This is a genomic window from Pseudodesulfovibrio sp. JC047 (genome assembly GCF_010468615.1).
Classification (GTDB): Bacteria; Desulfobacterota; Desulfovibrionia; order Desulfovibrionales; family Desulfovibrionaceae; genus Pseudodesulfovibrio.
This window is the reverse complement of sequence record NZ_WUEH01000003.1, coordinates 121,113-133,360: the sequence shown is the minus strand read 5'-3', so window position 1 is coordinate 133,360 and position 12,248 is coordinate 121,113. Positions and strand designations below refer to the sequence as shown.

The window sequence follows — 12,248 nt, the reverse complement described above, 5'->3', positions numbered from 1 at the left end:
ACAAAGGTCGATGATATCCCATGCCGACGTTAAAAGCTTTGCTCATACATCCGGACCCGGACGTTCGCACCGCCCTGCGGGATGCGTTGGAAGAGGTCGCGTTTATTCAGGTTTTGGGCGAGGCCGTGACCGCTCTCGAGGCCATGGAACTGCTTGAAGCCATTCCATATGGCGTGTTTTTTCTCGGCATCGATTTGTCGGGGGGCACCAGTGGTATCGAGATGGCCCAGATGTTGGGAGGTCGCAAGAACAAACCCGCTCTGGTGTTTATTTCCGATACGGAAAATCAGGCGTATGCCGCTTTTGAGTTGGGAGCCACGGACTACCTGCTTTGGCCGCCTGCGCCAGGGCGTATGGCCCGGACCATGGACCGGCTTCAGACCTTCAAGTCCCGGTTTCGGGAAGTTCCTCCGCCCCAACCACAGATGGATGCCGCGACTGAATCCCGCGATGAAAACACGGAACAGACCGTGAAGCTGCCCTTGCCCGAAGAAGAGCAGGATTCCTTTTTGGCCGCATTGAAAACCGCGTGGGATCAGACCGCCAATCGCAGGCCGGAGATCGATAAGCTCGCCGTGAGTCAGGATGGGCGGACCATTCTCATTCCGTATGATCAGATCATTTTTGTGGAGGCCTTTGAGGATTATTCCTATATCCACACGGCGAATCAGAAATTTCTTTCATCCCATCGCCTCAAGAATCTGGAAGATCGACTGGGACCGCACCGGTTTTTCCGGGTGCATCGCAAGTATTTGGTGAATCTCGACATGGTGACCGAAATCGCGAGTATGCCGGGGTCAAACTTCATGCTGCGCACGGCAGGCCGGACCCGGATCGAGTTGCCCATCAGCCGCCGGCGAATCGCGGAGTTGAAGAAGATCATCGGATTGTAACCGTTGAACGTGCTCGGGCAACCGCTGACCGAATAACGCGGGATTTGCCGGGATAAATTGTTATGAAAGAGACTCGCCGAACCGTTGACGGCGAGGAGGAAATATGGACCAGCCAGGAACAGTAGACAGCTTGTTGCAGGAAGAGCGCGTGTTTCGCCCGCTTCCGCAATTGGTTATCGAGGCCAATGTCAATCCCCAGGAATTGGACGCGGCGCGTCGATTCTCTCAGATGGATTTCATGGGATATTGGGAAGAAGCCGCCGATGATCTGGATTGGTTCAAGAAGTGGGATCAGGTGCTCGACGACAAGGACGCACCATTCTATCGCTGGTTTCCCGGTGCGCGGTGCAATATCGTGTACAACGCCTTGGATCGACACATCGAGACCGCCAACAAGAACAAGCTTGCCCTGATCTGGGAAGGCGAACCCGGCGACCAGCGCAAATATACGTATTTCGAATTGTACCGTGAAGTGAATCGGTTTGCTAATGCCCTGCGCTCATTAGGCATTCGCAAAGGTGACCGAGTCGTCATCTACATGCCGCCCTTGCCTGAAACCGTGATTTCCATGTTGGCGATCGCCAAGATCGGGGCGATTCATTCCGTGGTCTTCGCCGGTTTTTCGGCCAAGGCCTTGCGGCAGCGCATCAATGACGCCCATGCCAAGCTGGTTATCACGGCGGATGGATTCTATCGCAACGGACGGATCGTCAGTCTCAAGGAAACTGCGGATGAAGCTTTGATCGGTGCCTGCGCGGATTGTGTCGATTCCATGGTGGTGGTCCGGCGGTGCAACCTGAGTGTGGACATGGTGGACGGACGGGATTTTCAGTACGAGGATTTGGTCCGTCAGGAGCGCAATGAAGCTCCCACCGAGGTCATGGACGCGGATGATCCGCTTTTTCTGATGTACACCTCCGGGACCACAGGAAAACCCAAGGGGATTGTCCATTCCCATGCCGGGTACATGGTGGGTGTCAACCGGACGCTGACAACGGTTTTTGACATCAAGCCAACCGATATTTTCTGGTGTACCGCTGATCCCGGGTGGGTGACCGGCCACAGTGCCGGTATCTACGGGCCGCTCATGGCCGGGACCACCTCGGTCATGTACGAGGGACATCCCAATTATCCGCAGGCCGATCGACTCTGGGCCATCGTGGCCAAATACGGAGTTACCATTTTTTATTCCGCGCCGACCATGATTCGGATGCTCATGCGGTTCGGCACCCAGTATCCCAAGCAACATGATCTTTCGAGTTTGCGTTTGCTCGGGACCGTGGGTGAGCCCATTGCTCCCGAGGCCTGGACATGGTTGTACAAGAATATCGGGCGGTCCGAATGCCCGGTGCTGGACACCTGGTGGCAGACGGAAACCGGCATGTTCATGATCGCGCCGTTGCCCATTTCCCTGCTCAAGCCCGGCTCTGTCACCAAGCCATTGCCCGGGGTGGAGTGTGATGTTGTTGACCGGCACGGGAAGCCGGTCCCGCCTGGCAAGGGGGGATTGTTGGTGGTGACCAAACCCTGGCCTGCCATGATGACTGGATATTGGAATGATGACGATGCCTTCAAGGCGTGTTGGGAGAAAGTTCCCGGCGTGTACTATGCGGGTGACGTCGCAAAGAAGGATGAAGATGGCTACATCTGGATTCAGGGCCGGGCTGACGATGTCATCAACATCGCCGGACATCGTATCGGATCGGCAGAGCTTGAAGCCGCTTTCGGGATGCACGGGGCCGTGTCCGAATGTGCGGTGATCGGGGTGCCGGACAAGATCAAGGGCGAGGCTGCCAAGGCGTTTGTGCAGCTCAATGGCGGGTTTGAACCTGACGATGATCTCATCAAGGACCTCAAACGGACCATCCGTAACGAACTTGGCCCGGTGGCCGTGATAAAATCCATCGAATTCCGTGAGGCCCTGCCCAAGACCCGCTCAGGCAAGATCATGCGGCGCGTGCTCAAGGCCGAGGAGACCGGCCATGACATCGGGGATTTGACCGGATTGGAAGATGAAAGCTTTCAGGCTCCGAATACGGAGGGGGGCGAGCAGGAAAATCCCTGATTCATAATCGCTTTTTTTCGGGATTCATTTTCGTGAACACGCGCCACAGGTTGTCTGTCTGTGGCGCGTGTTTTTATGGGTGATTATCGGTTGCGTTTTTTGAGATTCTTGATGTGCAGGGCCACGTTTTTCCATCGTTCCTTTTCAACGCGGTCCGCGCTTTTGGTGCGTCGCGAGGCAATATACTCCATTTCTTTGGCCATCTTGTGATAACTGTCCAGCCGATCCTGACTGAGTTCCCCGGTCTGGACGGCGTGAAGCACCGCGCATCCGGGTTCATGCTCATGCGAGCAATCGGCAAAGCGGCAGGATTCGGCCAGAGCCTGGATATCGGCAAAGGTGCTGGTCAGGCCGTCGCCTTCTTCGTGAAAGGCGATTTCACGGATGCCCGGATTGTCCATGAGCATCCCGCCCTGTGGCATCCGAAGCAGCTCTCGGACCGTGGTGGTGTGACGGCCTTTGCCGACACTGTCACTGATCGCTCCGGTGGCCTGAATATCCGTTCCGTGCAACAAATTGGCAAGGGTGGATTTTCCGGCACCGGACGAGCCGATCATGGCCACGGTCTTTCCTGCTTCGAGCCAGTGTTCCAATTCGGTCTTTCCCCGGCCGTCCTGTATGGATGTCATGACCACGGGCACACCAAAGGCAATGGCCTCGGCTTCTTCAAGGAATGGGGTCGGATCGTCATGCAGGTCCGCTTTGGTCAGGACCACCACGGGTGGAATGCCCTGATTGTGGACCAAGGTCAGATACCGTTCGAGCCGACGGGTGTTGAAGTCCCGATCAAGCCCGCACACGATGAAGACTGTGTCGATGTTGGCGGCAATGGCCTGCTCCCGGAGTGCGGTATCGGTCCGATGGCCTCGTGATCCGGCAGCACCGCGAGACAGGAAGTTGGTTCGGGGAATGACTCCGGTGACGATGGTTGCTTCGATGGTAACCCAGTCTCCGGTCACGGGATAGTCCCGGTTGGCGGCGCGCTTCAGGCGGCCCGCAGGCGTGCATAGCCATTCCCGGACACCGTCCGAGACAAGGAATTGTCCGCGTTGGACGCTGATGACGCGGGCTATTGTGTGCGGCGAGATAGGGAGTGCGGTCACTCGATGTTCGAGAGTGTCAGTCCATCCCAGTCGGTTTTTTGGGTCGTTGTGTGACAATTGGTTCATTGGTTTTTCAGGTTTGGTCATTGTTTTTCACCATGCGTTGAGACCGATTCACGGAATCGGTCATGTGGTCATTGATATGGGCCGTTGGCGGTGCCAAGGGCTTCAAACAGAGACAGAGTGGTGAGGGTGTTGCGGAAAAAGTGGGCACTGAATGAGAGCGGGGTTGGGAAAACCACGAGAAGGCAGGCCGAAAGGGCCTTGATGCAGTCCTGAAAGGACGGCGAAGAGGAAATGGTTTGCTCCTGTCAATGGCCCTGATTTTCAGCAACTTCAATTGCAAGATCCTGGAACCGAACGGACATCAACGCTCCTTGTTTGCGGTAAAAAAATAAGCACTGCCCGATAACTTGTCACATGTCAATTGCCGTGTGGAGTCGAGCATTTTGTGCTGTCATCCGGCGATAGACAGAGCAGATAGGTGTGGGTGAAACGATGTGTCGAGGCCGTGTGAAAGCCGACTGGAGCGGCCATGGCCTGCACGTCTTGTATGGACAGTCGGGAATGGAGCGGGGGGCCGAAGTCTGCTTCTTCCTTTTTGCATTCAAGGACAGCCAGTGTGCCGTTTGGCCGGAGAACGCGGTTGAATTCGGCAAACATGGCGGTGGCTCGGTTTCGGACAGCCTTGATGTGGAGGACGGTTCCGAGCAGGACGATGTCCACACTCTGTGCGTCGAATGGCAACGGCGTGGTGATGTCGCAGATGTGACCCTGTATCGGCGCCATGCCCGGTTCATGTTGGGTGGTGTTCAACCATGCGACCGATGACTCCACGGTGTCCAGGGCAATGACGTGTCCCGTAGGACCGAGCATTCGGGCGGCATGGAGGGTATATTCCCCGGCACCGCATCCGGCGTCCATGAAGGTCATGCCGGTGTGCAGGGGCAGGTGATTGAAGACGGCGTCGGCGGATTGTATCCAGAAACTGGTGGGACCGGGACCTTTATGTCTGGTCGGTGCGGCCTGGGAGTGATGAGACATGAGAATCCTTGGTTTGAGGGCCGTTTTTTCCGGAAGCGCATTGTGCATGGCGTTGAGTGGAGGCAAAATTATGGTTTAGAGATTTAACCTTTTAAGCCAAAAAAAAGATCAGTGTGGTTTTTTGATTTGGAGAGGGGGGGCTCAGCCATGAGTCGGGAAAAAATTAGTCAGTAAACAATTCCGCAATCCGTTCGTCCACCGTGGTCTCCACGGTGGCGAGAATGGCGGCGGCCACCGCAATTTGTGTGTCTGGAAAGGCTTCCAGTCTATCTACAAGCGTTGTGAAATGGCGTTCATGAAATTCCTTGTGCGCCTGAAACGCCTCCCATCCGGCATCGGTGAGAGAAACCAGGATTTCCTTGTCATTACCCACGGCTTTTCCTTTTCGCGTGAACCCTTTTTTTTCAAGTTTTCCGATCATTTGCGAGGCCGCACTTTTGGTCACGTCTAGCATGTCGCCGATCTGTTTGACATTGGCACCTTCCTGTTCGCCGATGGCGTTCAGGCAGTGGACTTCCTTGGCTGTCAGGCCGACGTTTGTGCCTGTACGGATCGGGAGTTCTTCGATCCTGGCGTGTTTGGTGATGATACGTCGCAGCCTGCCGGTCAGTGCCTTGATAGAATTTTCCTTGCTGGTCATGAAACTTTAGTAAAGGTTCTAAACTATAAAGTCAAGCAAAATCGGTGAGCGGTTGGGCGGGGAATGGGTGAAAGCCCCGAAACGTGTGTTTCGAGGCTGTGTGTCGTGGTTAAGTGACGGCGGAGCAGGCCCTGCTTCGTGTGGTGGGCGGATGTGCTCAGGCCCGGGCCGGAGCTATGGTGTAGTGAAGCATTTTGAATGCCTTGGCAAAAGCCGGGATATAGGCCATGCATTTCGATACCGTGTCCCAGCGGTGTTTTTCCTGATGCATGTAATAGGACACATCGTGCAGGTGGATATTGGGTGCCCATTGCTCCGGCAGGGTGTTGTCATTGAGTCCCCATTGAAAGCGGGCGTTTGTGTGCTTGATGGTGTCGTGACGGGATGACATTTTGCAGCCGAAGTCCGTGCATGCGTCAAAGACCAGTTCGCCGGGGGAGAGGATCCGGGCAATTTCTTCAAGGACAGGACGAATTTCCGCTTCCGTGAAATACATCAGAACCCCCTCGGAGAGCACCAGGATATCGGCGTCTGGGTGGACGTTTCTGATATCTCGCATCCAGGTCATGTCAAAGAGGGATGTGTGGATGGAAATATTTTTATCATCGGGCGGGAGCAGGATGTCTCGCAGTTCCATGACTTCCGGGAGATCTATATTGTAATACACGCCTTTATCCAGTCCGATCCTGTTGGATCGAGTATCCAGACCGCATCCGAGGTTGACGATCACCGGATCGGCGTGTGTTTCAATGAACTCTGTGGTGATGGTATCAAATGTCCTGACTCGGATGCAGGTGCCGATCTGGCTTCGGGTGGCTGCGTCGTAGACGGAGAAATCATACTTCAGCGTTTCGACCATGCGGCACGCCTCTGGGTCGTTGATAATCCGGTCGGACCGTTGTGTTTCGAGGCATCGCATATACAGCGTGATAAACAAGGTGTCCGCAACTGCGTCTGAAATGCCGTCTGTTGATATCGTGTGCATCAAAGCTCCTTGGACTGTTTTCCCCTGTTAGGTTTTTGCGAAGCTGTTTCGTCCTGAAAGAGCGTTTTCATTTTGAGACAGCGTCGAAGACAACAGTTCGAAATACCGGCTGATTCTGTCCATGAAACAGGGGATTAATTTGTTTAATTGAAAATGACATTCATCCTCATATAATGTCAAGTGTCTGGTGCGCACAAAGCTTTTTTCTGGTATGGGGATGACGCTTTTTCGATAAAGAGGTGCCCATTCTCGGTGGGCACGTCGAGGTCGGTGGGGGAAAATGGTCCTTGAGCTGCCGGTATGAAAGGTGCAGAATATGTGCGGCGGTCGAGAACCGTTGATCTGAATAGATATGGGAGATACCATGAAAAAAGTGAAAAATATCGCTGTTGTGGCGCATGATAATTGTAAAGGTGAGCTGTTGGATTTCATTGATTGCAATCGGACCATGATGGTGGAACATCATTTGATTGCCACAGGAACCACCGGACGGATGGTCGAGACGCTGTTCAAGGAGCGATCATCGAAAAAGGATGGCGTGACATTCAAGAAGGTCCGGCGGTTGAAATCCGGTCCGTTGGGCGGCGATCAGCAACTTGGTGCATTGATCGCGGGGGGCGAGGTCGATATCCTCATCTTTTTTTGGGATCCCATGGAACCACAGCCGCATGATGTGGATGTGAAGGCGTTGTTGCGTTTGGCTGTTTTGTACAATATCCCGACGGCCAGCAATCGGTCGTCCGCCGAATTTCTTATTTCATCGGCCTTTTTCGATCACGAATTCAGCATCAAGCGAGGCGAGTACTTCGAATATGCGGATCGGAATGTGAAAGAGTGGTAGCCGCTGTCGCGTGATTTTTGACTGTTGTTGGTCTTTGTGGAGTCTGTCCAAGAGAGATCATGCAGGAAGGAAGGCCGGGAAATGATTTTCCCAGCCTTTTTTTTGTCCTATCGATTTGAAGCGCGGTGATACCTGTAGATGAAGTTTCCGAGATCGCAATTCCAGTTGGTGTAGACGATATCCAGTTCCGGGGAAGTCGTGAAAACGATCTGGACCTTGTTGCCCAGATGAAGCGGTGTGGCAAAGGAGACCCAGTTCCGTCCGGGAACAGTGGTGTAGTCCGTGCCGGGGCGCAATTCGCGCCATCCGCTGGCCTGACTCCACCGTTTGACCGAGGTGATTGCTTCAATGATCTGTGGCCCGACGTAGAAAACGGATTGTCCATCCTGTCCTTTTCCCCAGTGACTGTCATCGACAGAGGCTTCATAGACACCCTGTGCCACCGCCTTTTTATCCAGATCGGCCAGATCAATGGCTTCAATGATGGACGTGTATTGTTCGGACGATGTCCAGTCACAGGTCTCGGGGTAGGTGGACCCGTTGCCGAGATAGACCAGCAGGGTTCCCGCAAGTTCATTTCGTCCCGGAGGGTTCCAACGGTGCGTGATGAGATCGAGGTTGCCGTCCTGGTTCAGGTCGGCCAGGCGGATGGCCGAACCCCATCCTCCGTGTTTCGAAGTCCAGATTGGCCAACTGGTTCGGGGTTCGTATTGAATGACGAATGGGGACAGGAATCGATAGAGCGAGAACCCGCCGCGTCCTTTGCCCATGTAGCAATTGGATGAACTTGCAATGGTCGGCACCGTGTCCGGTTGTGCCGGTTCCGTGTGGATGGTGGGGGCAAAATCAAGGCCATTGCCGTAGTAATTCTGGTCCTCGGAGGTCCAGCTCGGTGTGGTGTCCGGGGTCATTCCCTGTCGGCCCAGATAGAGCCGGATCGGCGCGGAATCAAAAAGCACGTCCATCAGTCCATCCCCGTTGACATCGCCATACGTGACGGCCATGGCCACAAAGGCATCCCAGGTTCGCCAGATGGTGTCGCGTTGTGTCGAGTATGTCCCATTGGTATTGAGATAAATACGATTGCGGACCTTGAACGGGGGCTGTGGATTGTTTGTGCGTTTTTTGCTTCGAGTGCGGGAGAATCGTTGTTTGGCCCGTTTGGAACATTCTTGCGTGGCAAAGCTTTCCACTTCGGGAATGGGTTCGCCACAGGCCACGGCCAGATCGAGGTCGCCGTCACCATCGATATCACCGAGAGCACAACCAAAGGATGGGTAACCTGTGTCCGTGAATGACGGTAGGCTTTCCAACGTGCCGTTGTGATTGACGTAGACCTTGATTCCGCCTTTTTCATATTCGAGATCTTTGCCGAGAAAAACCGAGACAGCGACATCATTGTCTCCATCGCCGTCGATATCGCCGACAGCCAGTGTGCCGTGATGGTCGGTGTCACCGGACAACCAGTCGGGTGTTTCGGGAAAGGTCCCATCCTGACGGTTCAAATAGACGGTGACGTGTTGCAGGGCCTTGTCGTTGCCGCTGGAAACGACCATGTCCTTGAAGCCGTCACCGTTGATATCGGCCAATGCCAGGCCGGTGCCGAAATCACCCCCTTCCTGTCCTTCAAAAAAAGGGTCCGTGGAAAAATTAGGCGTGGTTTGATACGGGATGACCGGGGAGTCTTGGGCACAGGCCCATGAAGGCAATAAACCTGTGAGGATCAAGGCAAGGACGATCTGGAGACTGAGGCGACGCATGAGTTCCTCCGGGGAGTGGGTGACAGAAAATCGAAGAGATGATTGTCTGTCTACACTGCCTTTCCCATGCCGACAAGGGGGGATGCGTTGTTTGTTGACTGGTTTACGGTAAGAATGAAGTCCGAGTCCCGAACCGGATGGCCGGGACTCGCCATGGGATGTCGTTGTTTTAGGGAGCCAACCAGGTGAACGGGGTGGCCGGGAGAAATTTTCCGGAAACGTCACCGGCAAAGACGGGGTGTTTTTTCAGGCTCAGTTTTCTGGGCGGTTGTGATGCGCTGAAATCGATGTTTTTCAGCTCGACCCAGAAAATGTTGGGAGAGATTGCGGATTCATAATAGTAGATTCGATTCTTTTGATCGAAAACAGACCGCCAGATGGTGGTGGAAATATTTGGATGTCCTGGTGTGGTGATGCCAAGCGGGACAGACACATTGCGGATGACGCTGAATGCAGCGGAAACAGCCATGCGGGTATCTTTGAATTTGGGCAACGCATCGACATAGAAACTGGCACGGACATAGCGGTCGCTGGCCCGATTGGTGCCGGGCAGCATGGTCAGTCCACCGATTTCCTGCCAATAATCATCCAGGGCAAGTTGCCGCTCGTAGATCGGAGAGTTGGTCATGACCTTGAATTTCTTGCCATGATGAATGGTCAGGGTGCCGTCGATGTATTCGAAGATGGCGGAATCGTCGGTTGGGTCGGATATGGCCAGATGCAGCGTTGGCGCGGACCCGTTTGGCAGATGCGCGGCCACGAGGCGAAATGGTTCGGTGCGGAGGTCGGCAACAGCTTCGTTGACGGTCGCATAGTTGTCGAGCACATACTGAACCCAGGCCGCGACGGACAGTCCCGGTTTGCCGTTGCGGTGTCCATAATCGGATTCGGCCAGATAGAGCAGATTGGCGACCAGCCCTTTTTCGTTCATGCCATCAGCCGAAGCCGCGTCATAGCCTGAAATGATGACGCTGCCGTATTTGGCTGTCCATTGTATCGAATCCTTGCCGACACCGCCGTCACGCTGCATTCCCCGTGAAAAAATCCAGAAATCACTTTTCAGATCTTCCAGCCAATCCATGGAGCGTCCGGTCAGGACCTGATCGTTTCCAGCCGTGTAAATGAAGCGTGTGCAGGACTGCGCCGGGGAGACCTGGAGCAGGACGATTAGCAGCAGAAGCAGTGAGAAGAGAAGAGCTTTTGGTCGCATGAATATTCCTTGTATTGTGGGTAATTTCGCAGGAATATACAATGTCTTGGAGGGAGAGGCAATAGGGGTATGGGGCGATGCCCAGTTCAGAAAGTCAAGAGACGCAGAAAGTCGCACCTGATGTGCGGGGAATGTGCGATGTTGTCATGAAAATGCGGGTATAGGGAAAGGCTCCGGAAAAGTTGCGGTTTTGGGGTTGAGGATACCGCAACTTTTCCGGGGGGCCACCCTCAGGGCAATGAGGTATGGAGTGTTCAAAAGAAGGAGGAGGCCATTCTTTCAAACTGGAAAATCAGAAGCCCGATGCGCTTTGGACTTCGGCTTCTCTGTAGCCGCGTGTGTCGTGACGACGGATGAAACCGTGGGTTGCGGCGGCCAGTATGATGACCCCGACAGCTATCCAGAGGGCCGGGGCCTGCCAGTTGACGTCCAGCCACCAGTCTCCGGCGGCATCGTGGACCGTGCTCAGAAAGAGGTAGGGCCAGTCATTGATCAGCCCGAGATATTGATAGAGCAGGATCGGGACAGCGAGCAGGTAGCCGAGTGCGCCCAGACCGACACAAAAATGATGGATGAAATTCTTGAACATGGTTCCTCCTAAGCTCCGTAATAGAACCAGCCCACGCCGAGAATGACGATGAACAGGCATTCCAGCACCGTGAGTTTGAACATGAATCCGCTGATTCTGCGTTGGGTGGGATTCATGGTCAGCATGATCTTGTCCATGAAGAATCGCCAGGCGCGGTGCTTGAAAGAGTTGGATTCGTGCAGGCGATAGTATTCACGCAGACTGGGCAGCCAATACTGCATGGTGCGTCCGGCATCTTCTGTTGAGAACGGGCTGTTTTCAATCTCGTCCATGGTGAAAGAGAGTGCGGTATTGGCCCCGTTTTCACTTTTCCTGGCGGACAGAGTCAGACCGATTTCCGGGAATGTTGCCTGAAATGATTCGTCGGTGACGATGAGTTCGGGCGCAGTCTTGAATTCGGCTTCGACAAGCACGTCTTCGACAGGGAATCCCGTCATGTTCTTGTTTTTTTCAATATGCCAATGCGGGTTGAGGCGCATCAGGGTCTTTGCCTTGAGGTCGTCCCAGAAAGCGGTATTCCACGGCAAGTTGGTTTCCATCCAGACACCTGGTCTGGGCAGTTCTTCCACGTCCGCGTGGACGCGCTTTCGACGATCTATGGTCTCTGATAAAGTCATGGTGCCACCACCAGTGGGCATGGCATCTGCGGGTGCAGACGCTTGTTTTCAAAACGGTCTCTGAAGCCGGGGGCCTGCTCTTTTTGCCAGGCTCCCATTATCACGACATCGGCATTGACTGTGGTTGCCGCTTCGACGAGCACGTCTTCAAGCGTGCCGCCCTTGCTCAGAAAGTCGATTTCGACTCCGTCGAAGTCGGAGCGAACACGGTTCCAGACCGCATCGATTTCCTTGGCGATTTCACTGGCGACGTATGAACCGAACGCATTGCGTGTGGTCGAGGTATTCAACCAGTCGTCGCAGGTCATGTCGCCCCACGCTTCATTGATGATTGAAAGAACCGTGACGCGTGCGCCGTAGTTCTCGGCCCATTGACGGGCCAGGACTTCAGCCTTGCGTGCGCCGGGGGTGCCGTGTGTTGCGAGAAGTATATGCTTCATGACAAAGTACCGTGTTGATCTCCGTATGGGAGGGGGACGCGGGTCCCCCTCCTGATACGGC

General features: G+C 54.5%; 12 protein-coding genes. 3 read left to right on the top strand and 9 right to left on the bottom strand.

Features of this window, described 5'->3' with window-relative positions; all coding sequences use genetic code 11:
• Positions 1 to 20: 20 nt before the first annotated feature.
• The gene (locus GO013_RS02900; protein ID WP_163808548.1) at positions 21 to 893 is read left to right on the top strand and encodes a LytTR family DNA-binding domain-containing protein; all 873 of its coding nucleotides are present in this window, start codon (positions 21 to 23) and stop codon (positions 891 to 893) included.
• A gap of 103 nt (positions 894 to 996) precedes the next feature.
• Positions 997 to 2,958 (top strand): acetate--CoA ligase, encoded by a 1,962-nt coding sequence (gene acs, locus GO013_RS02895; RefSeq protein ID WP_163808547.1) that lies wholly within the window; start codon positions 997 to 999, stop codon positions 2,956 to 2,958.
• An 83-nt stretch (positions 2,959 to 3,041) separates the two neighbouring features.
• Here acs and rsgA read toward each other — a convergent pair whose 3' ends face one another.
• From rsgA to GO013_RS02875, 4 genes are all read right to left on the bottom strand, one after another.
• The gene (gene rsgA / locus GO013_RS02890) at positions 3,042 to 4,148 is read right to left on the bottom strand and encodes a ribosome small subunit-dependent GTPase A (protein ID WP_239057713.1); all 1,107 of its coding nucleotides are present in this window, start codon (positions 4,146 to 4,148) and stop codon (positions 3,042 to 3,044) included.
• A gap of 336 nt (positions 4,149 to 4,484) precedes the next feature.
• Positions 4,485 to 5,105 carry a class I SAM-dependent methyltransferase gene (locus GO013_RS02885; RefSeq protein ID WP_163808546.1) on the bottom strand — a complete coding sequence of 207 codons (621 nt, stop codon included), beginning with the start codon at positions 5,103 to 5,105 and terminating at the stop codon, positions 4,485 to 4,487.
• Between the two features lie 163 nt (positions 5,106 to 5,268).
• Positions 5,269 to 5,745: a MarR family transcriptional regulator gene (locus GO013_RS02880; protein WP_163808545.1), complete on the bottom strand. Its 477-nt coding sequence runs from the start codon at positions 5,743 to 5,745 to the stop codon at positions 5,269 to 5,271.
• Positions 5,746 to 5,902: 157 nt separating this feature from the next.
• On the bottom strand, positions 5,903 to 6,730 hold the full coding sequence (locus tag GO013_RS02875; protein WP_163808544.1) for a class I SAM-dependent methyltransferase: 828 nt from the start codon (positions 6,728 to 6,730) through the stop codon (positions 5,903 to 5,905).
• Between the two features lie 364 nt (positions 6,731 to 7,094).
• Here GO013_RS02875 and GO013_RS02870 point away from each other — a divergent pair, with 364 nt between their 5' ends.
• Positions 7,095 to 7,571 (top strand): methylglyoxal synthase, encoded by a 477-nt coding sequence (locus GO013_RS02870; protein ID WP_163808543.1) that lies wholly within the window; start codon positions 7,095 to 7,097, stop codon positions 7,569 to 7,571.
• 107 nt (positions 7,572 to 7,678) lie between these two features.
• Here the strand turns inward: GO013_RS02870 and GO013_RS02865 are convergent, their stop codons facing one another.
• The 5 genes from GO013_RS02865 to GO013_RS02845 form a co-directional block, all read right to left on the bottom strand.
• A complete protein-coding gene (locus tag GO013_RS02865; protein WP_163808542.1) occupies positions 7,679 to 9,331 on the bottom strand; it encodes an FG-GAP-like repeat-containing protein in 1,653 nt (550 codons plus the stop codon).
• A 169-nt stretch (positions 9,332 to 9,500) separates the two neighbouring features.
• Complete coding sequence (locus tag GO013_RS02860; protein WP_163808541.1) at positions 9,501 to 10,541, bottom strand: linear amide C-N hydrolase; 1,041 nt, start codon at positions 10,539 to 10,541, stop codon at positions 9,501 to 9,503.
• Positions 10,542 to 10,833: 292 nt separating this feature from the next.
• Complete coding sequence (locus GO013_RS02855) at positions 10,834 to 11,130, bottom strand: hypothetical protein (protein WP_163808540.1); 297 nt, start codon at positions 11,128 to 11,130, stop codon at positions 10,834 to 10,836.
• Between the two features lie 8 nt (positions 11,131 to 11,138).
• Complete coding sequence (locus GO013_RS02850; protein WP_163808539.1) at positions 11,139 to 11,747, bottom strand: hypothetical protein; 609 nt, start codon at positions 11,745 to 11,747, stop codon at positions 11,139 to 11,141.
• Complete coding sequence (locus GO013_RS02845) at positions 11,744 to 12,187, bottom strand: universal stress protein (RefSeq protein ID WP_163808538.1); 444 nt, start codon at positions 12,185 to 12,187, stop codon at positions 11,744 to 11,746. The genes GO013_RS02850 and GO013_RS02845 overlap by 4 nt, the downstream gene beginning before the upstream one ends.
• Positions 12,188 to 12,248 lie beyond the last annotated feature (61 nt).